The sequence below is a fragment of the Ruegeria sp. CF1 genome (assembly GCF_056537445.1).
Map to the genome: position 1 here is coordinate 41,627 of NZ_JBQFRN010000014.1, position 24,313 is coordinate 65,939.

At 58.2% G+C, this 24,313-nt stretch carries 26 protein-coding genes; 20 read left to right on the forward strand and 6 right to left on the reverse strand.

The annotated features are described in order from the left end of the window. Positions 1-5: 5 nt before the first annotated feature. Complete coding sequence (locus ACRZ96_RS18910) at positions 6-1,169, forward strand: M20 aminoacylase family protein (protein ID WP_480705461.1); 1,164 nt, start codon at positions 6-8, stop codon at positions 1,167-1,169. 73 nt (positions 1,170-1,242) lie between these two features. Here ACRZ96_RS18910 and ACRZ96_RS18915 read toward each other — a convergent pair whose 3' ends face one another. Further along, positions 1,243-2,541: a 3-deoxy-D-manno-octulosonic acid transferase gene (locus ACRZ96_RS18915; RefSeq protein ID WP_480814933.1), complete on the reverse strand. Its 1,299-nt coding sequence runs from the start codon at positions 2,539-2,541 to the stop codon at positions 1,243-1,245. A 1-nt stretch (position 2,542) separates the two neighbouring features. Further along, positions 2,543-3,550: a GTP 3',8-cyclase MoaA gene (moaA, locus tag ACRZ96_RS18920; RefSeq protein WP_170404063.1), complete on the reverse strand. Its 1,008-nt coding sequence runs from the start codon at positions 3,548-3,550 to the stop codon at positions 2,543-2,545. A gap of 91 nt (positions 3,551-3,641) precedes the next feature. Here moaA and ACRZ96_RS18925 point away from each other — a divergent pair, with 91 nt between their 5' ends. Further along, the gene (locus tag ACRZ96_RS18925) at positions 3,642-4,055 is read left to right on the forward strand and encodes a hypothetical protein (RefSeq protein WP_170404060.1); all 414 of its coding nucleotides are present in this window, start codon (positions 3,642-3,644) and stop codon (positions 4,053-4,055) included. Here the strand turns inward: ACRZ96_RS18925 and ACRZ96_RS18930 are convergent. The 3 genes from ACRZ96_RS18930 to glmU are packed head-to-tail and all read right to left on the reverse strand — an operon-like array spanning position 4,043 to position 7,912. Beyond that, positions 4,043-4,726: a DNA alkylation repair protein gene (locus ACRZ96_RS18930; RefSeq protein ID WP_480771606.1), complete on the reverse strand. Its 684-nt coding sequence runs from the start codon at positions 4,724-4,726 to the stop codon at positions 4,043-4,045. The genes ACRZ96_RS18925 and ACRZ96_RS18930 overlap by 13 nt on opposite strands. A 6-nt stretch (positions 4,727-4,732) precedes the next feature. After that, positions 4,733-6,556, reverse strand: a complete 1,824-nt coding sequence (glmS, locus tag ACRZ96_RS18935; protein ID WP_480705455.1) for a glutamine--fructose-6-phosphate transaminase (isomerizing) — start codon at positions 6,554-6,556, stop codon at positions 4,733-4,735. A gap of 3 nt (positions 6,557-6,559) precedes the next feature. Next, a complete protein-coding gene (gene glmU, locus ACRZ96_RS18940) occupies positions 6,560-7,912 on the reverse strand; it encodes a bifunctional UDP-N-acetylglucosamine diphosphorylase/glucosamine-1-phosphate N-acetyltransferase GlmU (protein WP_170564911.1) in 1,353 nt (450 codons plus the stop codon). A 134-nt stretch (positions 7,913-8,046) separates the two neighbouring features. On the opposite strand from glmU, the gene ACRZ96_RS18945 reads away from it, so the two are divergent. The 3 genes from ACRZ96_RS18945 to ACRZ96_RS18955 all read left to right on the forward strand — a co-directional run bounded on the left by ACRZ96_RS18945 (position 8,047) and on the right by ACRZ96_RS18955 (position 11,275). Continuing rightward, positions 8,047-8,718 carry an HAD-IA family hydrolase gene (locus ACRZ96_RS18945; RefSeq protein ID WP_170404048.1) on the forward strand — a complete coding sequence of 224 codons (672 nt, stop codon included), beginning with the start codon at positions 8,047-8,049 and terminating at the stop codon, positions 8,716-8,718. A gap of 39 nt (positions 8,719-8,757) precedes the next feature. Then, positions 8,758-9,948, forward strand: a complete 1,191-nt coding sequence (locus ACRZ96_RS18950; RefSeq protein WP_480814934.1) for a DegT/DnrJ/EryC1/StrS family aminotransferase — start codon at positions 8,758-8,760, stop codon at positions 9,946-9,948. A 163-nt stretch (positions 9,949-10,111) separates the two neighbouring features. Then, complete coding sequence (locus ACRZ96_RS18955; protein WP_170424129.1) at positions 10,112-11,275, forward strand: isovaleryl-CoA dehydrogenase; 1,164 nt, start codon at positions 10,112-10,114, stop codon at positions 11,273-11,275. 47 nt (positions 11,276-11,322) lie between these two features. On the opposite strand, the gene ACRZ96_RS18960 is transcribed toward ACRZ96_RS18955, so the two are convergent. Further along, positions 11,323-11,928, reverse strand: a complete 606-nt coding sequence (locus tag ACRZ96_RS18960) for an OmpW/AlkL family protein (RefSeq protein WP_480763602.1) — start codon at positions 11,926-11,928, stop codon at positions 11,323-11,325. Positions 11,929-12,064: 136 nt separating this feature from the next. Between ACRZ96_RS18960 and ACRZ96_RS18965 the strand changes: the two genes are divergently transcribed. From ACRZ96_RS18965 to ACRZ96_RS19035, 15 genes are all read left to right on the forward strand, one after another. Continuing rightward, a complete protein-coding gene (locus tag ACRZ96_RS18965) occupies positions 12,065-13,591 on the forward strand; it encodes an AMP-binding protein (RefSeq protein ID WP_480791093.1) in 1,527 nt (508 codons plus the stop codon). Beyond that, the gene (locus tag ACRZ96_RS18970; protein ID WP_480771603.1) at positions 13,588-14,052 is read left to right on the forward strand and encodes a lysozyme inhibitor LprI family protein; all 465 of its coding nucleotides are present in this window, start codon (positions 13,588-13,590) and stop codon (positions 14,050-14,052) included. The genes ACRZ96_RS18965 and ACRZ96_RS18970 overlap by 4 nt, the downstream gene beginning before the upstream one ends. Further along, positions 14,049-15,656: a carboxyl transferase domain-containing protein gene (locus tag ACRZ96_RS18975; protein WP_480771602.1), complete on the forward strand. Its 1,608-nt coding sequence runs from the start codon at positions 14,049-14,051 to the stop codon at positions 15,654-15,656. The genes ACRZ96_RS18970 and ACRZ96_RS18975 overlap by 4 nt, the downstream gene beginning before the upstream one ends. Before the next feature lies 1 nt (position 15,657). Continuing rightward, positions 15,658-16,083, forward strand: coding sequence for an ASCH domain-containing protein (locus tag ACRZ96_RS18980; RefSeq protein WP_170663811.1), 426 nt, complete (start codon positions 15,658-15,660; stop codon positions 16,081-16,083). 3 nt (positions 16,084-16,086) lie between these two features. Beyond that, the gene (locus ACRZ96_RS18985; RefSeq protein WP_480771601.1) at positions 16,087-18,018 is read left to right on the forward strand and encodes an acetyl/propionyl/methylcrotonyl-CoA carboxylase subunit alpha; all 1,932 of its coding nucleotides are present in this window, start codon (positions 16,087-16,089) and stop codon (positions 18,016-18,018) included. A 79-nt stretch (positions 18,019-18,097) separates the two neighbouring features. Further along, positions 18,098-18,952: a hydroxymethylglutaryl-CoA lyase gene (locus ACRZ96_RS18990; RefSeq protein WP_480771600.1), complete on the forward strand. Its 855-nt coding sequence runs from the start codon at positions 18,098-18,100 to the stop codon at positions 18,950-18,952. Positions 18,953-18,955: 3 nt separating this feature from the next. Further along, the gene (locus tag ACRZ96_RS18995) at positions 18,956-19,738 is read left to right on the forward strand and encodes a crotonase/enoyl-CoA hydratase family protein (RefSeq protein ID WP_170424115.1); all 783 of its coding nucleotides are present in this window, start codon (positions 18,956-18,958) and stop codon (positions 19,736-19,738) included. Positions 19,739-19,920: 182 nt separating this feature from the next. Beyond that, on the forward strand, positions 19,921-20,286 hold the full coding sequence (locus tag ACRZ96_RS19000; protein WP_010442778.1) for an NADH-quinone oxidoreductase subunit A: 366 nt from the start codon (positions 19,921-19,923) through the stop codon (positions 20,284-20,286). Continuing rightward, entirely contained in the window at positions 20,277-20,810 is a 534-nt protein-coding gene (locus ACRZ96_RS19005; protein WP_010442777.1) for a NuoB/complex I 20 kDa subunit family protein, read from the forward strand. Before ACRZ96_RS19000 ends, ACRZ96_RS19005 begins: the two co-directional genes overlap by 10 nt. A 12-nt stretch (positions 20,811-20,822) precedes the next feature. Beyond that, positions 20,823-21,425 carry an NADH-quinone oxidoreductase subunit C gene (locus ACRZ96_RS19010; protein WP_170424113.1) on the forward strand — a complete coding sequence of 201 codons (603 nt, stop codon included), beginning with the start codon at positions 20,823-20,825 and terminating at the stop codon, positions 21,423-21,425. A 3-nt stretch (positions 21,426-21,428) separates the two neighbouring features. Beyond that, positions 21,429-21,602, forward strand: a complete 174-nt coding sequence (locus ACRZ96_RS19015; RefSeq protein WP_170397057.1) for a hypothetical protein — start codon at positions 21,429-21,431, stop codon at positions 21,600-21,602. Further along, entirely contained in the window at positions 21,602-21,727 is a 126-nt protein-coding gene (locus tag ACRZ96_RS19020) for a hypothetical protein (protein ID WP_010442774.1), read from the forward strand. The genes ACRZ96_RS19015 and ACRZ96_RS19020 overlap by 1 nt, the downstream gene beginning before the upstream one ends. Then, on the forward strand, positions 21,727-22,950 hold the full coding sequence (locus ACRZ96_RS19025) for an NADH-quinone oxidoreductase subunit D (RefSeq protein ID WP_010442773.1): 1,224 nt from the start codon (positions 21,727-21,729) through the stop codon (positions 22,948-22,950). Before ACRZ96_RS19020 ends, ACRZ96_RS19025 begins: the two co-directional genes overlap by 1 nt. Next, the gene (gene nuoE / locus ACRZ96_RS19030) at positions 22,950-24,050 is read left to right on the forward strand and encodes an NADH-quinone oxidoreductase subunit NuoE (RefSeq protein WP_480814935.1); all 1,101 of its coding nucleotides are present in this window, start codon (positions 22,950-22,952) and stop codon (positions 24,048-24,050) included. Before ACRZ96_RS19025 ends, nuoE begins: the two co-directional genes overlap by 1 nt. A gap of 30 nt (positions 24,051-24,080) precedes the next feature. Next, the gene (locus tag ACRZ96_RS19035; protein WP_170404000.1) at positions 24,081-24,308 is read left to right on the forward strand and encodes a DUF5337 domain-containing protein; all 228 of its coding nucleotides are present in this window, start codon (positions 24,081-24,083) and stop codon (positions 24,306-24,308) included. Positions 24,309-24,313 lie beyond the last annotated feature (5 nt).

A 24,313-nucleotide genomic window follows, 5' to 3' on the forward strand; every position in this document is an offset into this window, starting at 1 on the left:
AAGACATGCCAGTTAAGAACCGCTTTGCCGAATTGCAGGCCGAAATCACCGAATGGCGACGGGATATTCATGAAAACCCCGAGATTCTGTTTGAAACCCACCGCACCAGTGCTTTGGTCGCGGACAAACTGAAAGAGTTCGGCTGCGACGAGGTCGTTACCGGGATCGGTCGCACCGGGGTTGTCGGTGTGATCAAGGGCAAATCAGACTCGAGTGGCAAAGTCATCGGTCTGCGTGCTGATATGGATGCGCTGCCGATTCACGAGGCGACGGGGTTGGATTACGCCTCGAAAACCGATGGGGCGATGCATGCTTGTGGCCATGATGGACATACGGCGATGCTGCTCGGGGCGGCGAAATACCTTTCGGAAACGCGTAATTTTGACGGTACTGTAGTGGTGATCTTCCAGCCCGCTGAAGAAGGTGGCGGCGGTGGTCGCGAAATGTGCGAAGACGGCATGATGGCGCGCTGGAACATTCAGGAAGTCTACGGCATGCACAACTGGCCGGGCCGTCCGGTCGGCAGTTTCTCTATCCGTCCGGGTTCGTTCTTTGCCGCGACCGATCAGTTCGACATCACCTTTGAAGGTCGCGGTGGCCACGCCGCGAAACCGCAGGAGACCGTGGATACGACCGTGATGACCGCGCAGGCCGTGTTGGCGTTGCAGACGATTGCCTCGCGCAATGCCGACCCGATCGATCAGGTCGTGGTGTCTGTGACATCGTTCGAGACATCCTCGAAGGCGTTCAATGTCATTCCTCAAACAGCGCAGATCAAAGGCACCGTACGCACCATGAGCAAAGAGATGCGCGATCTTGCCGAGAAACGGATCAACGAGATTTGCGCAGGAGTTGCAGCGACCTTTGGTGGCACGGCGGATGTGACCTATATTCGTGGCTATCCGGTGATGGTGAACAGTGACGAGCAGACCGATTTCGCGGCCGAGGTGGCGAAATCGGTCTCGGGCAGCTGTGACGAGGCGCCCCTTGTCATGGGGGGTGAGGATTTTGCCTTTATGCTCGAAGAGCGTCCGGGGGCTTATATTCTGGTGGGCAATGGAGATACGGCCATGGTTCATCATCCCGAGTATAATTTCAACGACGAGGCCATTCCTGCCGGGTGTAGTTGGTGGGCCGAGATTGTTGAGCAGCGGATGCCTGCTGCTTGATGGGAAGGGTGGGGGCTCTGCCCCACCCCCCCGAGGTATTTTTAGCCAGATGAAGAGGGATCGGTGCGTTTTGTCAGCCGAGAGACAGGCGGGAGCAGAGCGTTTCGATCACCGCATCCAAAGCCGAACTCTGTGTTTTCACGCAGGCATCGGCTGCCATTCGAGCGGTGTGCAGTTCGGCTTTGTCCGACAGCCAGAGGGTGACAGCATCTGACAATGCGTTGGCCGAGTTGATCCGGACGGCGCCGCCCGTTTTGATGAGCGGCTCAAATGTCTCGGCAAAATTGAAATAACCAGGGCCGGTGATCACCGCAGCCCCCGCCTGAACCGGTTCAAACGGGTTATGGCCGCCGATCTCTTTCAGCGATCCCCCTAGGAAAACGATGGGGCAGAGGGCGTACCAGGTTCCGGTTTCACCCAATGTATCCGCGACATAGACCTGTATGTCTGATGCTATCTGTTGGTCAGCGCTGCGTCGTGCATGCGAAAGACCAGCATCACTCACCAATTTAGCAACGTCGTCTCCACGCTCCGGATGGCGAGGGATCAGCAGCAATAGCAGGTCGGGCCAGCGCTGTAGCAACGCTTTGTGGGCTGCCAGAACCGTTTCTTCTTCCCCTGCATGGGTCGAACTGGCAATCCATATCGGGCGACCATCTATCTGCGCTTGGGTTTCGGTCAGGACATCCTGATTTACGGGCAGCGGGTCAGACATGGCCTTGAGGTTGGTGCCGGGCTGTACGCGATTCGCGTCGGCACCAATTGCGATCAGATTAGCGGCGGTTTTGTCGTTCTGGGTCAGAAATACCTTGAAATGATCCAGAATGAAGCGCGCCGTGTTCGGGCGCTTGTTCCAACTATCCACTGATTTGTCAGATAGCCGGGCATTCAAGAGCGCCAGTGGCGTGCCGCGATTTGCGGCCTCTACGATCAGCCGGGGCCAGATTTCACTTTCTACAAAGATGCCTGCATCGGGTTTCCAGTGGTCCAGAAACTCGCGCACCGGAGCGGCGCTGTCCAATGGCGGATACTGGTGGCGCGTCCGGGCAGGCAAGCGCTTAGCAATCAACGTCGCCGAGGTCGGGGTGCCTGAGGTGATGAGAAACTCAGCATTCGGCAGGCGCTGCCCCAGACGGTTGATCAGGCTTAGAACCGATAGGCTTTCACCCACACTGGCCGCGTGAAACCAGATCAGCTGCCCATCTGGGCGCGGCAAACTGGCATGGCCAAGCCGTTCTTGCTGGCGGCTTTCGGGAACACCCGCAGCGTGCAGTTTGTTGCGTACTTTCCGCCAAATCAGGGGTTCGGCAATTGAAATGAGGCCGCAGTACAGTTTGTACAGCAGCGTTGGCTGCGCGGGTGTGCCGGGCATCTCAGCCGCCCGTATGACTCATGTGGCGGCTCATCTGACCGTCGACGGCTTGCCGGGAATAGTCGAAATCATGGCCCTTGGGCTTGAGGTTGATGGCTGCGCGGATCGCGTCTTCCAACGGTTTCTCGGTATCGGGATGATCGCGCAGGGGTGCGCGCAGATCAGCCATATCTTCCTGGCCAAGGCACATGTAGATCTCACCAGTGCAGGTCAGGCGCACGCGGTTGCAGCTTTCGCAGAAGTTATGGCTGAGTGGCGTTATGAAACCGATCTTTTGTCCGGTCTCCTCAAGCCTGACATACCGCGCCGGACCACCTGTCCGTTCGGCCAGATCAGTGACCGTATAGTGGTTCTGGTATTCCTTGCGGACGTCCTTGAGCGACCAATACTGATCCAGCCGGTCTTCGTTGCCTATGTCGCCCATGGGCATCACCTCGATCCAGGTCAGATCCATATCACGTTCGGCACACCATTCGGTGATCTTGGGTAGCTCGGGCTCGTTGAACCCTTTCAGAGCGACAGCGTTGATCTTGATCCGCAGGCCAGCCTTCTGCGCTGCGTCAATGCCGTTCAGCACCTGTTTCAGGCGGCCCCATCGGGTGACCTTGGCAAATTTGTCTTCATCCAGCGTATCGAGCGATACATTCACGCGCCGCACGCCCGCTGCGTAAAGATCATCCGCAAATCGGTGCAATTGTGATCCGTTGGTTGTCAGCGTCAGCTCCTTCAGGGCGCCGCTGTCCAGATGTCGGGTCATGCTGTTGAAGAATGACATGATGTTTCGCCTAACCAGTGGTTCGCCCCCGGTGATGCGCAATTTCTCGACGCCCAAATTGACGAAAGTCGTGCACATACGATCCAACTCTTCCAGAGTCAGAAGGTCTTTCTTGGGAAGAAACTTCATATCTTCGGACATGCAGTAGACGCAGCGGAAATCGCAGCGATCCGTAACGGAGACGCGAAGATAGGTGATGGCGCGGGCAAACGGGTCTATAAGCGGAGCTGTCATGGCTCATAGGTAAAGCGGAGGCATGTTCGCGGCAAGTGCCATCTGCGTTTTGGACTGGTACAGTTAGGCGCAGCGCTCTAGGTTTTGTGTTATGAAATATGCTTTGGTTTTAGCTTTTAGCCTCGTTGCCGGTTGCGATGCCGTTCGGTCCACGACGGATCGGGTGTTCGGAAGTTCATCCAACGAGACGGCGGCTGAACCCGTTACAGCAGAGGCGACGGAGGTAACTCCTGAGCCTGTGGCTGCCGCAGGGTGGTCTGGCGCCAAAACGACCGTTGCCGGGCTGGGCGATCCCAACACACCGGGGCGCTGGTTGCAGACGCCTCTGGTACAAACTGAAATCAACGGCCGCGTGGTTGTGCCGCGCACGGGTGCGCAGGCCTATGTCACGCTTGTTCCCGCACCAGGCCCCGAAGGCGGTGGCGGACGGCTGTCGCTTGAAGCCATGCGCGCGTTGTTGGTGCCATATGACGAGTTGGTGGAACTGGAAGTCTATTCCGACTGAGCGCGCAGGTATTTCCCAGCCTCTTTGCGGGCAAAGGGTTTCATGTTTGCGCCGTGCGTTTCCAGAAACGCGACTACGCGCCCTGGATCATGCTTTGACAATTCGCGCAGCCACCATGCGATGGCCTTCTGGATGAACCATTCCCGATCGGAGACATACGTGGCAGCCCAGCCGAGTATACGGTCGCGGCATGCCAGGTCTTTCGGTTTGGGATGGTTCTGTTTGGTCCAGGGCAAGGTGGCGACCAGCGCGGCGCGTTTGGTCCACATGTGGCCCGACGTGGTCCAACGTTCGACCTGGTCCAGCCGGATTGGATCAGCCGAAAGACGCTTTTGCATCGCCATACAGGCATGATCGGCCACGGCCCAGGCGTCAAAATCCGGTAGCCAGCTTTGCAGCAGGTCCCACACCGCGTCATCCGGTCGGATACGGGCTTGGGTCAGCAGCTTTGCTGCCGCGACCCGCGCTTCATGAATGTTGGTCTGCCATAAGCCATCGGCGACAGCGATGCGGTCGATGACTTCAAGTTCGCGCCGCCAAGCCTTGGTCAGATCGTTCAGAACCGGGTTCGGAACACCCAGATAGGCGCGGTCTACCTTGTGATAGGCCGCCACCTGTTCTGCGCGTTCGGGATCGGCATGGGCTTTGATCTGATCAAGATAGGCTTGCATGCCTGATCACTCAACCGTGACGGATTTTGCCAGATTACGGGGCTGATCAACATCTGTGCCTTTGGCCACCGCCGTGTGGTAGGCTAGCAATTGCGCGGGCACCGAATAGAGAATCGGGGCAAGGCTGGTGTGCACATGTGGCATACGGATCGTGCTCCAAACTCCATCTTCTGCCTCAGCGATACCGTCATCATCCGAGACAAGGATTACCTTGCCCTTGCGCGCCATCACCTCCTGCATGTTCGAAACTGTCTTGTCGAAAACTGCGTCGCGCGGTGCCATGACAACAACCGGCATATGCTTGTCGATCAAGGCGATGGGGCCGTGCTTCAACTCACCCGAGGCATAGCCTTCGGCGTGAATATAGCTGATTTCCTTGAGTTTCAGCGCGCCTTCCATCGCCAGCGGGTACATGAGGCCACGGCCCAGGAACAGCACGTCGCGCGCTTCGGACAGGCGTTGGGCGGATTGGCGAATAGCGTCGTTCTGATCCAGCGCAGCATTCAGCACAGTCGGCAATCCGCGAAGGGCGGCCGCGTGATCCGCGATCTCTTCATCGCTAAGCGTGCCTCGATCTGCAGCGGCCTTAAGGGCAAGCATGAGCAACACGCTAAGCTGGCAGGTGAACGCCTTGGTCGAGGCAACACCGATCTCAACACCCGCATGGATCGGCAACGCCACATCGCTTTCGCGCGCAATCGAGCTTTCCGCGACATTCACGACCGAGACAATCTTGTCCGCCTTGCCTTCGCAATAGCGCTGGGCAGCAAGCGTGTCGGCGGTTTCGCCCGACTGGCTTACAAACAGCGCCAACGTCCGGTCCGAGATCGGAGGTTCGCGATAGCGGAACTCGCTGGCGATATCGACTTCAACCGGCATCTTGGCCAGCTGTTCGAACCAGTATTTTGCCGTCAGGCAAGCGTAGAATGCCGTGCCGCAAGCCACCATGGTCAGACGGTCCAGCTTGGTGAAATCCAGACCGTCACCGGGCAATACAACCTGATCGCCTCCGGTCGGAAGATACGAGCGGATGGCTTCGGCCACCACAACAGGCTGCTCGGCAATTTCCTTGGCCATATAATGCTTGTGGCCGCCTTTGTCGGCACGGGTCTGATCGATTTGAATTTGCCGAATTTCGCGGTTGGCAAGCTCTCCCGATTCGGTTCGAATCTCAAGCGAAGTGCGGGTCAGAACCGCCCGATCGCCTTCCTCAAGATAGGTGATGCGATCCGTCAGGGGGGCCAGCGCGATCGCATCAGACCCAACAAACATCTCACCGTCGCCGTGACCAATTGCCAGGGGCGAACCCTTGCGCGCTGCGACAATCAGGTCTTCTTGACCGTCGAACAGAAAGGCGAGCGCAAATGCACCCTTGAGCCGATCAATGGTTTTAAACGCGGCGTCGACCGGAGACAGCCCTTCGGACATGTAGCGTTCCGTCATCAGGGCGACGGTTTCAGTGTCGGTATCCGTCACGAAACCGACCCCATTATCGGCCAGTTCGGCCCGCAGTTCACGATAGTTTTCAACGATGCCGTTGTGCACTACGGCGACAGGCCCGGCCTTGTGCGGATGTGCATTGTTAACCGATGGGGCACCATGGGTGGCCCAGCGGGTATGACCGATACCGGATTTACCCGGAAGGGGGTTGTGAACCAGAAGGTCGCTTAGGTTCACCAACTTGCCGACGGCCCGTCGGCGGCCCAAAGCGCCATCGTTCACGGTCGCAATACCGGCGCTGTCATAACCGCGATATTCAAGCCGCTTCAGTGCTTCGACCAGGATAGGGGCAGCTTCGTGACTGCCCAGAACACCAACAATTCCACACATAACTCAGGCTCCTTTGTCGCGGCGAGCCTTCTTCGCCTTCAACATTTCAAACAATTTACGCGCATAGCCGGGTTTGTTTTCCTGCTTGGAACGCGCTACGGCCAATGCGTCTGGCTCAATATCCTTGGTCACTACGGTCCCCGTGGCGGTCATTGCGCCATCACCCAGAGTGACCGGGGCCACCAGCATCGTGTTCGATCCGATGAACACGTTTTCCCCGATGGTCGTTTTATGCTTCATCACGCCGTCATAGTTGCAGGTGATGGTTCCCGCACCAATATTTGTCGCCGCCCCGACTGAGGCATCGCCAATATAGCTGAGGTGATTCACCTTAGCGCCTTCGGCGATTTCGGCGTTCTTGATCTCGACAAAGTTGCCAATTTTGGCGTTTTCAGACAGCTCTGTACCCAGACGCAGCCGGGCATAGGGTCCGACCACCGAACCTCGGCTGACATGGCAGCCTTCGAGATGTGAAAACGCCCGGATCGTTGCGCCGCTCTCCACGGTCACTCCGGGGCCGAAAACCACATTGGGTTCAATGACAGTGTCGCGGCCAATGACGGTATCTGCGGCCAGATAAACCGTTTCAGGGGCCATCAGAGTGACCCCCAGATCCAGCAATGCAGACCGTGCTTGCACCTGAAACACCGCATCCGCCGCCGCCAGATCAGCGCGCGAATTGATGCCCAGCGTCTGAGCTTCGTCGCAGGCAACTGCAGTTACGGTCAGCCCTTGGCTGCGGGCGATCTCGACTACGTCAGTCAGATAGTATTCACCCGAGGCGTTGTCATTGCCAACGGCATCGATCAGCGAGAACAAGGTTTCGGAATCGCATGCCAAAAGTCCTGAGTTACAGAAGGTTATAGTGCGCTCTTCATCTGTGGCATCCTTGAATTCGACGATCCGCTCCAAGGCGTCCCCGTTCATCACAAGGCGGCCATAACGGGCGGGGTCTGCAGCTTCGAATCCAAGAATGACCAGATCGTTTTTTGCGCGCGCTTCGATCATCCGCTGCAGGGTGTCGGGCTGTAGAAACGGGGTATCACCATAGAGGACGACCACATCCCCCTGAAAGCCCTCCAGCGCTGCACGCGCCTGCGCAACCGCGTGGGCAGTGCCAAGCTGTTCTTCCTGCACCGCAATGCTGGTGTTTTCATCTTCGGCTTCAGCCACACGCGCGACAGCTTCCGCGCCGTGGCCGGTAACAATCACCGTGCGCTCGGGCGACAGGACAGCACCGGCTCGCATGGCGTGAACCAGCATTGGGGCCTGAGCGATCGGATGCAGGACTTTGGGAATATCAGAGTTCATCCTTGTGCCTTTTCCGGCGGCAAGAATGACAAGGGCAGTGCTCATGAAATCGTTTTCTCTTTTGTTTTGTCGCCGCCCGTTTTATCCGCTGTGGGCAAAGGCGCAAGCGGTTCAGCCATCAAAGAAGATTGCCGTTTGCAACACGACATGGCGGAATCCCGCCGGTTCAGGAGGTGAGCATGCGAACGGTAATCTTTGATCTGGATGGAACTTTGGCGGATACATCTGGTGATTTGCTGGCCGCTGCAAACCATTGTTTTCGCGAGATGGGTCATGGGGATGTTCTGTCGCCCGAGCTTGATGCTGCGGTATCGGTACGCGGTGCACGCTTGATGTTGTCCCATGGATTGAAGCGGGTCGGCGCCTATGATGCGGATGTTGTCGAAGCCTATTATCCGGTCTTTTTGGACGTCTATGGGCAGGCGATCGATACGCATACCTATTTCTATCCCGGTGCGCTTGAAGCCGTCGAAACACTGAAAGATGCAGGTTATGGCGTGGGGATTTGCACCAACAAGCCCGAAGGCCTGGCTGATTTGCTGCTGACCCGGATGGGTGTCCGTGATCACTTTGCTTCACTGATCGGTGCAGACACATTACCGGTGCGGAAACCCGACCCTGAACCGTTACGCGAAGCAGCGCGTCGCGCCGGAGGGCACCCTGACCACTGCGTATTGATCGGCGACTCAGATACCGACCGAAATACGGCGCGGGCTGCGGGAGTGCCGTCGGTACTGGTGACATTCGGCCCGTCGGGCGATGAGATGGCTGCGCTGGAGCCCGAGGCGTTGTTGCATCATTTTGATGATTTACCGAAACTGGTCTCCGATTTGATCGGAGCGGCAGCCTGATCCCTTGACCCGCTTAACACTCAGCATAAAAACGGATTCATGACTGAGACATTCACAGGTAATTTCACCCAGCAAGAACCCATTCCCGAAGAGGCGATCGAGGCCGCCATGGCCGTTTTGCGCCATGGTCGTTTGCACCGCTACAATGTTGCCCCTGGCGAATTGAGCGAGACGGCTTTGTTGGAGCAGGAATTCGCCGCCCAAATGGGTGCGAAATACTGTCTGGCAGTCTCATCTGGGGGGTATGCTTTGGCCACAGCTCTGCGGGCGGTGGGGGTTAAGCCGGGCGATCCGGTTTTGACCAACGCGTTCACTCTGGCCCCGGTGCCAGGGGCGATCGCGTCGGTTGGGGCAAAGCCGGTCTTTGTTGGTGTGACCGAAGCCCTGACCATCGATCTGGATGATCTTGAGGCCAAGCTGGATCAGGCGAAAGTACTAATGCTTAGCCACATGCGAGGGCATCTGTGCGATATGGATCGGCTGATGCAGATGTGCGACGCCGCCGGCGTGATCGTGATCGAGGATTGCGCGCATACCATGGGTGCGTTGTGGCGCGGACAACTGTCTGGGCGGCAGGGGGCCATTGGATGTTACTCGTGCCAGACCTATAAACATGTCAATTCGGGCGAGGGCGGGTTGCTGATCACGGATGATCCGGAACTGGCCGCCAAGGCTACGATGTTGTCCGGGTCTTATATGCTTTATGAACGCCATCTGGCCGCGCCTGGGCCGGAGGTGTTCGAGCAGATCAAATACACCACCCCCAATGTCTCGGGCCGGATGGATAATCTGCGTGCGGCGATCCTGCGCCCGCAGTTGCGCGATCTGGACCGGCAGGTGCAGCGCTGGAACGAACGCTATGTTGAGATTGAGCGTGGCCTGCGTGAAACGCCGGGTTTGACGATGGTGGAGCGGCCTGATGCTGAGACCTATGTCGGTTCATCGATACAATTCCTGTTGCTGGACTGGACACCCGAGCGCATTGCCGAGGTAATCCAGCGTTGCGCCGCGCGCGGGGTCGAACTGAAGTGGTTCGGGGGGACTGAACCGTCGGGCTTTACCTCACGCTATGACAGTTGGCGTTATGCCGACAGCGCCCCGATGCCGGTCAGTGATCGGATATTGGCAGGGATCATGGATATGCGCGTTCCACTGACCTTTTCGCTGGAAGATTGTGCCCAAATTGCACGCATTATCCGGGCTGAAGTCAGCGCTGTCTATCAGTCGTAGTCCAGCGGAGTGCGCTTTCAGCGCACGCTCGATTTATCTGAAAACGCCGCCCCTTGCCGGGCGGCGTTTTGCGTTGGCCTGCGTGTCGTCATTGACCCGAGGAGGAAACGCTGCTATCTGATTATTGAACGCTTGTTCATTAATGCAATCGGAGGAGCCCTGCATGTTTATGGCCACAATGCAATTCGATCTGGGCGAGGACGTGAACGCCTTGCGTGAGATGGTGCACCGCTGGGCTCAGGAACGGGTCAAGCCGATGGCGGCCGAGATCGACGCGTCCAATGCCTTTCCGAATGAGCTGTGGAAAGAGATGGGTGAGCTTGGTTTGTTGGGCGTCACAGTCCCTGAAGAATATGGCGGGGCCGGTATGTCCTATCTGGCGCATACGGTGGCAGTTGAGGAAGTGGCGCGCGCCTCGGCCTCGGTATCTTTGTCCTATGGCGCGCATTCGAACTTGTGCGTGAACCAGATCAAGTTGAACGGAACAGAAGAGCAGAAGAAAAAATATCTGCCCCGTCTGATTTCGGGTGAGCATGTCGGGGCGTTGGCTATGTCCGAGTCCTCGGCTGGGTCGGATGTGGTTTCCATGAAGCTACGTGCAGAAAAGCGAAACGATCACTATCGGCTGAATGGCAACAAATACTGGATCACCAACGGGCCGGATGCAGACACTCTGGTCGTCTATGCCAAGACCGATCCGGACGCCGGGTCAAAGGGGATCACGGCCTTTCTGATCGAGAAAGAGATGATCGGGTTTTCGACTTCGCCTCATTTCGACAAGCTTGGCATGCGCGGCTCGAACACCGCTGAGTTGATCTTTGAAGATGTTGAAGTGCCGTTCGAGAATGTTCTGGGCGAAGAAGGGCGGGGTGTAGCCGTTCTGATGTCCGGTCTGGACTATGAGCGTGTGGTTCTTGCGGGTATTGGAACCGGGATCATGGCCGCCTGCTTGGATGAAGTGATGCCCTATCTGGCCGAGCGTAAGCAGTTCGGAAAACCGATCGGGAGCTTCCAGCTCATGCAGGGCAAGATCGCGGATATGTACACAGCAATGAATTCGGCGCGGGCCTATGTCTACGAAGTTGCCAAGGCATGCGACCGCGGGGATGTAACCCGTCAGGATGCTGCAGCGTGCTGCCTATATGCCTCGGAACAGGCGATGGTGCAGGCGCATCAGGCCGTTCAGGCGTTGGGTGGTGCCGGATTCCTGTCGGATTCGCCGGTCAGCCGGATTTTCCGAGATGCAAAGCTGATGGAGATCGGCGCGGGCACCAGCGAAATCCGCCGCATGCTGATTGGGCGCGAAATGATGAACGAGATGTTGTGACGGAAAACCCCGCAGTTCATTGAACCACGGGGCTTCTTACGATTGGATCAGAAACGATGAACGTAGGACAGGCCAATCAGGAACGGGTCGATTTCGGCGGTGCCGATGTCGTTGCCGTCAAGTTTGACGTCCGAGTCGATGTCGAACCAGCGCACGTTCAGACGCACCGCGCCTTTTTCCGTGACCATGTAATCCAGACCGGCCTGCAGAGAAACGCCGAAGGAGTTGTCCAGATCGAGATCGCCCAAAGGCGAGTCTTCCTCGAAGAAGATGGTGTAGTTCAGACCAGCGCCGACATAGGGCTTCCACGCGCTATTGGTCGGGAAGTGATAGTTCAGCGACAGAGTAGGCGGAAGATGCTTGACGCTGCCCGCGTCAACGCTGCCACTGAGAGTGACGTCATGCTTGTAGGGGGTCGAGGCCAAGAGCTCGATCCCGAGATTGTCCTGAACGAAGTATTCGACGGTGAAAATCGGACGGGTGTCCGAGTCGATTTCGGCGTCGAACCCGGCCAGAGTACCGTTGTCGGATTTGGGGTCCAGATAGCCGACACCAACACCGACAGTCCAATCGCCCTGGGATTGGGCGAAGGCTGGGGCAGCCAGAGCGACAAGTGCGGTAGAAAGGGTCAAAGCGGCGAGTTTCTTTGTCATATTCGTGCCTTTGCTTGCGTTGATGTCGATGTTTTGGATGCCGCGGCGCAGAAACGCTCTGATCTGCATCAAACTCCGGAAATTGCTGAAGCGGGGAGGCTAGCTGCAACCGCTAATGAAATAAGGGAAAATCAGCATGCATCCCGCTGAGCGCATACCGGGTTTGCGCGGCGACCAAAGCTGGGCGATCCCTGATCGGCTGAACATGGCGCAGCAATGCCTGTCGCAACAATCCGATCGGGTTGCTTTGCTGGATCTGACCCAGGGCGATCCGAGCGTGGTAACATTTGGCGAACTGGAGCTTATGGTTGATGGCATCGCTCGCGCGTTGATAGCTCGGGTCCAGCCAGGAGACCGGGTTGGCGTCTTGCTCAGCCAGTCGCCGTGGTGTGCCGCCGCGCATCTGGCGATCTGGAAGATCGGTGCGATTTCGGTGCCGTTGTTCAAGCTGTTCAAACACGATGCGCTGGCATCGCGCGTCAGAGATGCAGGTGCGCGGATCGTTTTGACGGATACAGAAGGGGCCGCGTTGCTGGGGGATCTGGCCCAGCCACTTTTGGTTGACGAGATCGGGCAGGAGGGGGAACCGGTGCCCTTTGCCGATACCGGCCCCGAAGATCCGGCGGTCCTGATCTACACGTCCGGCACCACTGGCAGTCCCAAGGGTGCGCTGCATGGTCATCGTGTGCTGCTGGGCCACCTGCCGGGCGTCTCGATCAGCCACAACCACCTGCGTGATGGGGATTGCCTGTGGACTCCAGCAGACTGGGCGTGGATCGGCGGTTTGTTCGACGTTCTGATGCCCGGGCTTGCGCTGGGTGTTCCGGTGGTTGCCACGCGTTTGGACAAATTCACCCCAAAGGCCTGCGCCGATGTGGTCGCGCGGGCGGGGGTGCGGAACGTCTTCTTTCCGCCGACGGCTTTACGGATGCTCAAAGCTGCGGATCAGTCGATACCGGGATTGCGGTCGGTGGCGTCTGGGGGCGAGCCTTTGGGCGCTGAGATGTTGGCTTGGGGCCAGCAGGCGTTTGGTCTGACGATCAACGAGTTTTATGGCCAGACCGAGTGTAACATGGTCGTATCCTCCTGCGCCGAGGACTTCCCCGTTCGCCCCGGCTGTATCGGTAAACCGGTGCCGGGTCATGAGGTGGCGGTAATTGACGATCATGGCCAACCGACGACGGAGGAAGGCGATGTTGCCATCCGGCGCGGTTCGGCCTCAATGCTGCTGGAATACTGGAATAATCCGCAAGCAACGGCTGAGAAATTCCGAGGTGATTGGCTGATCACCGGTGACCGTGGCGTGTGGGAAGGGGACTATCTGCGCTTTGTCGGTCGCGATGATGACGTGATCACCTCGGCAGGATACCGCATCGGTCCGGCGGAGATCGAGGATTGCTTGCTGACCCACCCGTCAGTGGCAACGGTGGGCGTGGTCGGCAAGCCCGATGAGCTGCGGACCGAGATCGTGAAGGCCTATGTGGTATTGAAGCCGGGGGCTGAGGCGTCGGGCGCTGAGTTGCAGAATTGGGTTAAGGACCGTTTGGCGCAGTATTCCTATCCGCGTGAGGTGTCGTTTCTGGAAGAGTTGCCGATGACGGTGACGGGAAAGGTGATCCGGAAGGAATTGAAGGCGCGGGCTGCAGGGGAGGCAATTACATGATGCGAATTGCACTTGCTGCGATGCTAGTACCATCGCTTGTTTCCGCTCAGAGCGCTTGGGTAGACCAGTCGTATATTCAACAATGTTTTTCTCAGACGCAGCATGGCGATAGCTTGTCATCATGTCTCGGTACAGCTGCCAATGCCTGCCAAACTATACCGGGAAATGAAACAACCCTTGGCATCACCGAGTGTATTCAAGCCGAAACCCAAATTTGGGATTCATTTCTAAACGAACAGTATAAACTGCGTCGAGCAGAACTGGCTGAACAAAGTCCCGAACTTTCGGACCAGTTGCGAGATGCTCAACGCGCATGGATCGGATTTCGGGATGCTGAATGTGCTCTGGCCTACGGCATATGGTCTGATGGAACGATACGCTCGATTGTTGCCGCAAATTGCCTGCTGACCGAAACCGCTGAACGCGCTGTGGAATTGCGCGACTTGGGGAAGATGGAATGAAACTAAAATCCAAAGCCATACCAACCTCTGAGGGGTTTAAGGCGAACCGAGCCGCACATCTGGATGCGCTGGCACATATTGCAGATGCCGCCGAAGCGGCCCGCATGGGTGGCGGTGAAAAATCGCGGGCGCGGCATGAATCGCGGGGCAAGATGCTGCCGCGTCGTCGGGTGGCGAACCTGCTCGATCCGGGTTCTCCGTTCTTGGAAATCGGCGCGACGGCGGCACATGGGATGTATGGAGATGCCGCGCCCTGTGCCGGGGTGATCGCGGGGATTGGCCGGGTGCAGGGGCGCGAGGTCATGGTGGTGTGCAACGATGCCACTGTGAAAGGCGGCACATATTATCCGCTGACGGTCAAGAAACACCTCCGCGCGCAGGAGATTGCCGAGGAAAACCATCTGCCCTGCATCTATTTGGTCGATAGCGGCGGTGCGAACCTGCCCAATCAGGATGAGGTTTTCCCCGACCGCGATCACTTTGGCCGCATCTTCTATAATCAGGCGCGGATGAGCGCGAAGGGGATTGCTCAGATCGCCGTTGTAATGGGGTCGTGTACGGCGGGCGGGGCTTACGTTCCGGCGATGTCCGACGTGACGATCATCGTGAAAGAGCAGGGCACGATCTTTCTGGCCGGACCACCTTTGGTCAAGGCCGCGACGGGGGAGGTTGTGACAGCCGAAGATCTGGGTGGCGGCGATGTGCATACGCGCCTGTCCGGCGTGGCGGATTATCTGGCCGAGGATGATGCGCATGCGTTGGCCTTGGCTCGGCGGGCCGTCGGGTCGTTGGGGGGTGCCGGGCTGAAGCCTGGCCTACAGTTCGAAACACCGGAAGAGCCTGCCTATGATCCCGAGGAAATTTTGGGCGTAGTTCCGGCCGATCTGCGGACGCCCTATGACATCCGCGAGGTGATTGCGCGGCTGGTCGATGGCTCTCGGTTCGACGAGTTCAAACCGCGATTTGGTGAGACGCTGGTGACCGGTTTTACCCATGTCAAAGGCTGCCCGGTCGGGATCATTGCCAACAACGGTGTGTTGTTTTCTGAGGCCGCGCAGAAGGGTGCGCATTTTGTCGAGCTGTGTTCGCAGCGCAAAACACCACTGGTATTCCTGCAGAACATCACAGGCTTCATGGTTGGTCGGAAATATGAAAACGAAGGCATCGCGCGGCACGGGGCCAAGATGGTGACGGCGGTGGCGACGACGAGCGTTCCAAAGATCACAATGCTTGTCGGAGGGTCCTTCGGAGCTGGAAACTACGGCATGGCAGGACGCGCCTATCAGCCTCGGTTCCTGTGGACTTGGCCGAATTCGCGTATCTCAGTGATGGGGGGCGAGCAAGCTGCAGGTGTCCTAGCGACTGTCAAACGCGACGGGATCGAACGACAGGGCGGCACATGGTCGGCTGAGGAAGAAGCTGAATTCAAGCGCCCGACGCTGGACATGTTCGAAGAACAATCCCACCCGCTCTACGCGTCGGCGCGGTTGTGGGATGACGGCATCATCGACCCGCGCAAATCGCGCGATGTGTTGGCATTGTCGCTAAGTGCCGCACTGAACGCCCCGATTGAGGAGACACGTTTCGGCGTGTTCAGGATGTAAGATGAGCGTTTCATTGAATGAAGTAATGGCCCGCTACCCGGGCGCGCAGACCTTCAAGTTTGGAGACAGCGCATCGCTAAGTGCCGAGCTGCTGGCGTTGGTAAGATTAGGCCGAAAAACGGCGACATGTGGTGCTTTGCGAGACTACCCCGTAGGCAGTGCAGATACTCCGGTCGTTGGGCGTCAGGATATTGCGCTGGAATGGGATGATCGCCCCGCTTTGGTGATCGAAACGGTCGAGGTTTCGACCTGCCGATATTGCGATGTGACCGAAGACTTTGCGTTGGCCGAGGGTGAGAATGAAACGCTTGAGGGATGGCGCGAGGATCATCGCCGGTATTTCGAACGCAATGGCGGGTTCGATCCCAAGATGGAATTGCTGTGCGAACGCTTCCGCCTTGTCGAAGATCTGGCGGTTAAGGGGTAAGCTATGTTTAACAAAATCCTGATTGCCAACCGCGGCGAGATCGCCTGCCGGGTCATGGAAACTGCTCAGAAGATGGGCGTATCATGTGTGGCTGTGTATTCGGATGCTGATGCATCGGCCAAGCATGCGCAAATGGCGGATGAAGCGGTGCATATTGGTGGCGCGGCCCCAGCCGAAAGTTATCTGAAGGGTGATGTGATCATTCAGGCGGCGCTGGATACAGGAGCGCAGGCGATCCATCCTGGTTATGGATTCTTGTCCGAAAACCCGGATTTTGTGGATGCAGTCGAGGCTGCAGGTCTGACCTTCATCGGGCCATCGGCGGACGCGATCCGCAAGATGGGCCTTAAGGATGCAGCCAAGGAATTGATGGAGGACGCAGGAGTTCCCGTCGTCCCCGGCTATCATGGCAACAATCAGGACCCCGAACATCTGGCTGGCGCGGCAGATACCATCGGGTATCCCGTTTTGATCAAGGCCGTTGCAGGTGGTGGTGGCAAGGGGATGCGGCTGGTCGAGGCGCCCGAGGAGTTCTCGGCTGCATTGGACAGCGCGCGCGGTGAGGCAAAGACGGCGTTCGGTAACGATGCTGTACTTGTCGAGAAATTCGTCGCCAAGCCCCGCCATATCGAGGTGCAGGTGTTCGGCGATGGCACCCATGCGGTGCATCTGTTTGAACGCGACTGCTCGTTGCAGCGGCGACATCAGAAAGTGATCGAAGAGGCCCCAGCCCCTGGAATGACTGCCGAGATGCGTGAGGCGATGGGGCAGGCGGGCGTGCGTGCGGCTGAGGCGATTGGATACAAGGGCGCAGGGACGGTTGAGTTCATCGTCGATGCCTCGGACGGGCTCTGCCCGGATCGGTTCTGGTTCATGGAGATGAACACGCGCCTGCAAGTCGAGCACCCGGTGACCGAGGCCATTACCGGCGTTGATCTGGTCGAATGGCAGTTGCGCGTAGCAGCGGGTGAAAGCCTGCCGAAGCGGCAGGGCGATTTGTCGATCCGCGGGCATTCCTTTGAGGCGAGGCTTTATGCCGAAGATGTGCCCAAAGGCTTTCTGCCTGCGACGGGTACGCTGACTCATCTACAGTTCCCGGAAGGCTGCCGTGCCGATAGTGGCGTGCGCGCCGGGGATACGATCAGCCCATGGTACGACCCTATGATCGCCAAGGTCGTGGTGCATGGCCCGACACGCGCGGTCGCTTTGGAAAATCTCCACCGGACCTTGCGCCAGACCGAGGTCGCCGGGACTGTCACAAATCTCGCCTTCCTCGGTGCTCTGACGCGTCACAGCGGGTTTGCGTCCGGCGATGTGGACACCGGGCTGATCGGGCGCGATCTTGAGGCTCTGGTAGAGGTCGCTGATACAGGTCATGCGTCAACGGTGGCTGCGGCGATGACGGCGCTGGGCCTGATAGAGACTGCCTCTGAGACAGGCTTCACCCTTTGGGGGGCATTGCACCGGGCCGTGCAGCTAATGCGCGACGGAGAGGTTGTTGATCTGGATGTCCAGGTCGAAGGCCCGGATCGGCAGATTTGGGAGATCGAAGGTGCGCAGCTTGTTGCGCGGCGGCGTGGCGCTGGCTGGACCATCGATGGGACACCCATGCCCAATGTTGTCATGGCCGGGTCACAGGTCACTGTATTCGACGACTATGGGCAGGTATTTGAGGTCATTGACCCTCTGGACCGCGATGCCAGTGCTGCAGGTGACACCAACGTGATCGAGGCGCCGATGCCCGGGCTGGTCAAGGCCGTCTTCGCCTCGGCGGGACAGGAGGTGAAAGAGGGCGACCGGCTGGCCATTCTGGAAGCGATGAAGATGGAGCATTCTTTGTTGGCCGCCCGAGATGGGGTGGTCGCGGAAGTGTTGGCCGAGGCAGGTGCACAGGTCGAGGCCGGTGCAGCGTTGGTTCGGTTGGCCGAGGATTGATCTGTTCGGCCCGCGGATTGCGTGGCACAGTCGGGCCATCCGCAATTGAAACGATAAGAAACCGGGAAGGGATGCGCTGATGAAAGAACGGGTCGAAATATTCGAGGTCGGGCCACGCGACGGCCTGCAGAACGAACAGCGCGAGATCCCGGTGGCCGAGAAGGTCGCCTTGGTCGATTGCCTCAGCCGGGCCGGTTTCAACCGGATCGAAGTTGCCAGTTTTGTCTCACCGAAATGGGTCCCGCAAATGGCGGGCAGCGGTGAAGTTATGGCTGGAATCACACGGACCGAAGGCGTGCGGTACGCTGCGCTGACGCCGAATATGCGCGGATATGAGGACGCGTTGGCAGCCAAGGCAGATGAGATCGCGGTGTTTGCTTCGGCGTCCGAGGGGTTCTCGAAAGCGAACATAAACGCAACGATTGCCGAATCCATCGAACGGTTTGTGCCCATTCTCGAAGCAGCACGACATATTGATCTGCCCGTCCGGGGCTATGTCTCGTGCGTGACCGACTGTCCCTATGACGGCCCGACCCCGCCCGAGAAGGTGGCCGAGGTGGCGGACGCGCTGTTTGCCCATGGCTGCTATGAGATTTCGCTGGGGGACACAATTGGGCAGGGAACGCCGGACAAGATTGCTCATATGCTGCTGGCCGTGCGCGAACGAGTGCCGGTTACCCGGCTTGCAGGACATTTTCATGATACCAACGGGCGGGCAATCGACAACATAGACGCTTCGCTTGCCTTGGGTGTGCGGGTATTTGATACCGCCGTGGGCGGGCTGGGTGGTTGCCCTTATGCGCCGGGTGCGGCCGGTAATGCCGCAACCGAAGCCGTGACCGCACATCTGGAACGGTTGGGATATGAGACCGGTCTGGATGTGCCGGTTCTGGAACAGGCGGCGCGCATGGCGCGGGCAATGCGGGCGGAATAAGATATGTTCGAGACCATTACGCTGAACACAGACGCGCGTGGCGTGGCTACTCTGACGCTGGATCGACCCGAGAAGCACAACGCACTGTCGGCGCAGATGATTGCAGAGCTAACCCAGGCCGCTGGGCAATTGGCAAATGATGATGCGGTGCGGGTGGTGGTTCTGGCCGCCGCGGGCAAGAGCTTTTGCGCCGGGGGAGATCTGGGTTGGATGCAGGCGCAGATGGCTGCCGATCCCGAGACGCGTTTTGCCGAAGCGCGCAAGCTGGCTGAGATGCTGAATGCCTTAAATACGCTGCCCAAACCCTTGATCGGCGCGTTGCAGGGAAACGCGTTTGGTGGAGGTGTCGGGATGGCTTCGGTCTGCGATGTGGCGATCGGTGTGGAAAGCCTGAAGATGGGTCTGACCGAAACGCGGCTTGGCCTGATCCCGGCGACGATTGGACCCTATGTCATTGCCCGAATGGGCGAAGCACGGTCGCGGCGCGTCTTTATGTCTGCCCGCCTATTCGAAGCGGCGGAAGCGGTCGAACTGGGCCTGTTGACCCGCGCGGTGCCCGCTGTGGCGTTGGCCGAGGCGGTCGAAGCTGAAGTGCTTCCCTATCTGTCCTGTGCACCCGGTGCGGTGTCTTCGGCCAAGCAGCTGATCCAGTCACTTGGGCCGCGAATTGATGACGCGGTGATTGACCACACCATTCGACAGCTTGTCGCGCGTTGGGAAACTGATGAGGCGCAAGAGGGAATCGGCGCCTTTTTCGACAAACGAAAACCTGCATGGATTAGTTAGGTTTAGCCGATCACTTTGTTCCAGAAGTGTTCTCCGCAATAGCCCGCTGGATGATTGTAACAATGCCGACCTGCGCGTTTCTGTTCGGTTGACCCTCTGACCCCACAGGGATAGAGAATGTCCAGTCAAATCGCCAATTGACGGCGCACCCTTTCGGGACTTGCGCAGGAAAGGAGCTATACGTGGAAGACCTGCTGCGGGAGTACCTCCCGATTCTGGTGTTTCTGGCCGTTGCCGTAGGCCTTGGAATCGTACTGATTCTGGCTGCTGTGGTCCTGGCTGTTCGCAATCCCGACCCCGAAAAGGTCAGCGCCTATGAATGTGGTTTCAACGCCTTCGACGATGCGCGAATGAAGTTTGATGTCCGATTCTATCTGGTCGCGATTCTCTTCATCATCTTTGATCTGGAAATCGCCTTCCTGTTCCCCTGGGCCGTTGGCTTCAAAGACATCAGCGATGTTGGGTTCTGGTCGATGATGGTGTTCCTGGCGGTGCTGACCATCGGCTTTGCCTATGAATGGAAGAAAGGGGCCCTGGAATGGGAGTGATGACGGGCGCAAACACCGCCGGCGTCGACAAGGAAGTCGCCACCCAGGCCCTGAACGCAGAACTGCAGGACAAGGGATTTCTGCTGACCTCGACCGAGGACATCATCAACTGGGCGCGGACCGGATCCTTGCACTGGATGACCTTTGGTCTGGCCTGCTGCGCGGTAGAGATGATGCACACGTCGATGCCACGGTATGACGCGGAACGGTTCGGCATCGCGCCTCGTGCGTCTCCGCGCCAGTCTGATGTGATGATCGTCGCTGGAACGCTGACCAACAAGATGGCCCCGGCGCTGCGCAAGGTTTATGACCAGATGCCCGAGCCGCGCTATGTGATCTCGATGGGGTCCTGCGCGAATGGCGGTGGGTATTACCACTATTCCTATTCCGTTGTGCGTGGCTGTGACCGGGTTGTTCCGGTGGATATCTACGTGCCCGGCTGCCCTCCAACCGCTGAGGCGTTGTTGTATGGACTGATGCAGCTGCAACGCAAAATCCGCCGAACCGGCACCATCGTACGCTGAGGGAGAGGATAGATGAGCGAAGCACTCAAAGAACTCGGCACTCAGTTGGAGCTGAAACGTGCAGATTGCGTTCTGGCCTGGGATGTGACCCATGGCGAGCTGAACGTCGATGTGGCTCCTTCGAATCTGGTGGAATTCATTGAGTTTCTCAAAAGTGAGCGGACCTGCCAGTTCTCGACCCTGGTTGACATCACCGGCGTCGACTACCCCGAACGGGCCAAGCGGTTCGATGTGGTCTACCACTTCCTGTCAATGTATCAGAACCAGCGCATTCGCTTGCGAGTCTCGATCCGAGAAGATGACATGGTGCCTTCAATCGTGGACGTGCACCCCTCTGCCAATTGGTTCGAGCGCGAGGTGTTCGACATGTTCGGCATCCTGTTCTCGGGTCATCCAGACTTGCGACGCATCCTTACGGATTATGGTTTCCGCGGCTATCCACTGCGCAAGGATTTCCCGACCACTGGCTATACTGAAGTCCGCTATGACGAAGCGCAAAAGCGCGTGGTCTACGAACCGGTCTCATTGGTTCAGGAATACCGTCAATTTGATTTCATGTCCCCGTGGGAAGGTGCGAACTACATTCTTCCGGGGGATGAAAAACAGGAGTCGTAAGTCATGGAGTTCCTGATCTGGATTGCCGTCACGGTTGCCACGATTATCCCGATGCTGAAGCTGCTACCGCATTTCGGGATCGAGAAATACTGGGTCGTAGCCTGCGTCATCCCGATTGGAACGCTGATCCTGATTTGGATCATGGCCATGAAACTGCAAGAGATGGAGCGCCGCTGATGGGTCTGGGGGAACTGATTGCGTTGGGGGCGCTTGGGGTTCTGCTGGCTGGGGCCGCTGCCAAGGCAGCTGAGGCGGAAAAGGTCCGGGTACGGGCCGAAGCGAAGAAGAAACGAGGGCGTTGATGGACGGCTCAAGATACGATGACGGCAGCACGGACGCGCTGAGCGGAGAACAGAAGATCCGCAACTTCAACATTAACTTCGGCCCGCAACACCCTGCGGCGCATGGAGTTCTGCGACTTGTGCTTGAGCTGGACGGCGAGATCGTCGAACGTTGCGACCCGCATATCGGCCTATTGCACCGTGGTACCGAAAAGCTGATGGAAAGCCGGACGTATCTGCAGAATCTGCCGTATTTCGACCGTCTTGATTACGTGGCACCGATGAACCAGGAACATGCCTGGTGTCTGGCCATCGAAAAACTGACCGGTGTTGAAGTGCCGCGTCGCGGCTCGCTAATCCGCGTTTTGTATTCCGAGATCGGGCGTATTCTTAACCACCTGCTGAACGTGACTACTCAGGCCATGGACGTTGGCGCGCTGACCCCGCCTCTGTGGGGTTTTGAAGAGCGTGAAAAGCTGATGGTGTTCTACGAGCGTGCCTGTGGTGCCCGCCTGCACGCCGCCTATTTCCGCCCCGGTGGCGTTCATCAGGACCTGCCGCCGGAATTGCTGGATGATATCGAGGCTTGGAGCCACGAGTTTCCCGCCGTTCTCGATGACATTGACGGCCTGTTGACCGAAAACCGCATATTCAAACAGCGCAACGCCGATATCGGCGTCGTGACCGAGGATGACATTCAAAAATACGGCTTCTCGGGCGTGATGGTCCGTGGCTCGGGGCTGGCATGGGACCTGCGTCGCGCGCAACCCTATGAATGCTATGACGAGTTCGAGTTTCAGATCCCCGTCGGCAAGAACGGCGACTGCTATGACCGATATCTTGTCCGCATGGAAGAAATGCGCCAGTCACTGCTGATCATCCGTCAGGCCATCGCCAAAATCCGCGACTGTCCCGGAGATGTTCTGGCGCGCGGCAAGATCACCCCGCCGAAACGGTCGGACATGAAGACTTCGATGGAAAGCCTGATCCATCACTTCAAGCTGTATACCGAAGGCTTCCACGTCCCCGCGGGCGAAGTCTATGCCGCCGTTGAGGCTCCTAAGGGCGAGTTCGGCGTCTATCTGGTCGCCGACGGCACCAATAAGCCCTACCGCGCCAAACTCCGCGCGCCGGGGTTCCTGCACTTGCAAGCCATGGACCACGTTGCCGGAGGGCACCAACTGGCCGACGTCGCCGCGATTATCGGCACCATGGACGTCGTATTTGGAGAGATTGACCGCTAATGCTCCGCCGTCTTCACGCCGAACAACCCGAAAGCTTCGCCTTCACCGCTGCTAACCAGCAATGGGCCGAAGCGCAAATAACCAAATATCCCGAGGGGCGTCAGGCCAGTGCGGTCATCCCGCTGCTGTGGCGCGCGCAGGAGCAGGAGGGATGGCTGAGCCGTCCGGCGATCGAATCCGTCGCCGACATGCTTGGTATGGCCTATATCCGCGTTCTTGAGGTTGCCTCGTTCTACTTCATGTTCCAACTGCAGCCGGTTGGTTCGGTTGCGCATATTCAGGTCTGTGGCACTACGTCCTGCATGATTTGCGGGGCCGAGGACCTGATTGCGGTTTGCAAGGAAAAGATCGCTGCAAAGCCGCATGAACTGTCTGCTGATGGCAAGCTGAGCTGGGAAGAGGTGGAATGCCTCGGATCTTGCACCAATGCCCCGATGGCGCAGATCGGTAAGGATTACTACGAAGATCTGACGACCGAGAGCTTTGGCAAGATTCTCGATGATCTGGTGGCGGGCAAAGTGCCGACTCCGGGTCCTCAGAACGGGCGCTATGCGGCGGAACCTCTGAAGGGGCTGTCCAGCCTGACGGAGTATGAAAGCGGCAGAACGCAGTATAACGCAAGTGTTCAGCTTGCGAGCGATCTGGGTGATACCGTCAAGCGCATCGACGGGACCGAGGTTCCGATCCTGACCCCGTGGCTGGGCAAGGATGGCAAAGCAGCAGCGACCAAAGCCGCGCCGAAGCCACCCAAAGCGCCGACCCCCGCGAAACCTGCTGTGAAACAGGCCGCAGAAGCGAAAGCAGCGAAAGAGGATCAGCCGGAAACGCTGAAAGAAGCGCGGGGTGGCAAGCCGGATGATCTCAAGATGCTCAAGGGCGTTGGTCCGAAGCTGGAAGAAACCCTGAACGGGCTGGGCTTTTATCATTATGACCAGATCGCTGCATGGACGCCTGAGCAGGTGGCCTGGGTCGATGCACGGCTGAAATTCAAAGGCCGGATCGAGCGGGACGGGTGGATCGAACAAGCCGCGAAACTGGCTGCAGGTGAAGAAACCGAGTTTGCCAAACGTGCCAAAGAAGACGGCACTTACGAAGATTAAACGAGTGCCCGCCTAGGGCATCAGGACAAGATGGATACGGACAAGGAACTGGCCATAGCCCGCAAGGGCCGACATATCGGCATCGTCATTGCGGTGACGATGGTGATTTGGCTTGGAATGACCTTGTTCATTGGCCCTGCAATCGGATTGCCGGGGCGTTATGCGCTGCTGTTTGATTTTGCCGCTTTGGCAGGATTCATCTATGCGGGCGTCAACATATTTCAACTCTGGCGCATGCGTCAGGACAGCCAAAGGTAACACGC

Bases quoted from the DNA above. Each gene is read 5' to 3' on its own strand.
- ACRZ96_RS18910 (WP_480705461.1), top strand. From the start codon at position 6: ATGCCAGTTAAGAACCGCTTTGCCGAATTGCAGGCCGAAATCACCGAA.
- ACRZ96_RS18915 (WP_480814933.1), bottom strand. From the start codon at position 2,541: ATGCCCGGCACACCCGCGCAGCCAACGCTGCTGTACAAACTGTACTGC.
- moaA (WP_170404063.1), bottom strand. From the start codon at position 3,550: ATGACAGCTCCGCTTATAGACCCGTTTGCCCGCGCCATCACCTATCTT.
- ACRZ96_RS18925 (WP_170404060.1), top strand. From the start codon at position 3,642: ATGAAATATGCTTTGGTTTTAGCTTTTAGCCTCGTTGCCGGTTGCGAT.
- ACRZ96_RS18930 (WP_480771606.1), bottom strand. From the start codon at position 4,726: ATGCAAGCCTATCTTGATCAGATCAAAGCCCATGCCGATCCCGAACGC.
- glmS (WP_480705455.1), bottom strand. From the start codon at position 6,556: ATGTGTGGAATTGTTGGTGTTCTGGGCAGTCACGAAGCTGCCCCTATC.
- glmU (WP_170564911.1), bottom strand. From the start codon at position 7,912: ATGAGCACTGCCCTTGTCATTCTTGCCGCCGGAAAAGGCACAAGGATG.
- ACRZ96_RS18945 (WP_170404048.1), top strand. From the start codon at position 8,047: ATGCGAACGGTAATCTTTGATCTGGATGGAACTTTGGCGGATACATCT.
- ACRZ96_RS18950 (WP_480814934.1), top strand. From the start codon at position 8,758: ATGACTGAGACATTCACAGGTAATTTCACCCAGCAAGAACCCATTCCC.
- ACRZ96_RS18955 (WP_170424129.1), top strand. From the start codon at position 10,112: ATGTTTATGGCCACAATGCAATTCGATCTGGGCGAGGACGTGAACGCC.
- ACRZ96_RS18960 (WP_480763602.1), bottom strand. From the start codon at position 11,928: ATGACAAAGAAACTCGCCGCTTTGACCCTTTCTACCGCACTTGTCGCT.
- ACRZ96_RS18965 (WP_480791093.1), top strand. From the start codon at position 12,065: ATGCATCCCGCTGAGCGCATACCGGGTTTGCGCGGCGACCAAAGCTGG.
- ACRZ96_RS18970 (WP_480771603.1), top strand. From the start codon at position 13,588: ATGATGCGAATTGCACTTGCTGCGATGCTAGTACCATCGCTTGTTTCC.
- ACRZ96_RS18975 (WP_480771602.1), top strand. From the start codon at position 14,049: ATGAAACTAAAATCCAAAGCCATACCAACCTCTGAGGGGTTTAAGGCG.
- ACRZ96_RS18980 (WP_170663811.1), top strand. From the start codon at position 15,658: ATGAGCGTTTCATTGAATGAAGTAATGGCCCGCTACCCGGGCGCGCAG.
- ACRZ96_RS18985 (WP_480771601.1), top strand. From the start codon at position 16,087: ATGTTTAACAAAATCCTGATTGCCAACCGCGGCGAGATCGCCTGCCGG.
- ACRZ96_RS18990 (WP_480771600.1), top strand. From the start codon at position 18,098: ATGAAAGAACGGGTCGAAATATTCGAGGTCGGGCCACGCGACGGCCTG.
- ACRZ96_RS18995 (WP_170424115.1), top strand. From the start codon at position 18,956: ATGTTCGAGACCATTACGCTGAACACAGACGCGCGTGGCGTGGCTACT.
- ACRZ96_RS19005 (WP_010442777.1), top strand. From the start codon at position 20,277: ATGGGAGTGATGACGGGCGCAAACACCGCCGGCGTCGACAAGGAAGTC.
- ACRZ96_RS19010 (WP_170424113.1), top strand. From the start codon at position 20,823: ATGAGCGAAGCACTCAAAGAACTCGGCACTCAGTTGGAGCTGAAACGT.
- ACRZ96_RS19015 (WP_170397057.1), top strand. From the start codon at position 21,429: ATGGAGTTCCTGATCTGGATTGCCGTCACGGTTGCCACGATTATCCCG.
- ACRZ96_RS19020 (WP_010442774.1), top strand. From the start codon at position 21,602: ATGGGTCTGGGGGAACTGATTGCGTTGGGGGCGCTTGGGGTTCTGCTG.
- ACRZ96_RS19025 (WP_010442773.1), top strand. From the start codon at position 21,727: ATGGACGGCTCAAGATACGATGACGGCAGCACGGACGCGCTGAGCGGA.
- nuoE (WP_480814935.1), top strand. From the start codon at position 22,950: ATGCTCCGCCGTCTTCACGCCGAACAACCCGAAAGCTTCGCCTTCACC.
- ACRZ96_RS19035 (WP_170404000.1), top strand. From the start codon at position 24,081: ATGGATACGGACAAGGAACTGGCCATAGCCCGCAAGGGCCGACATATC.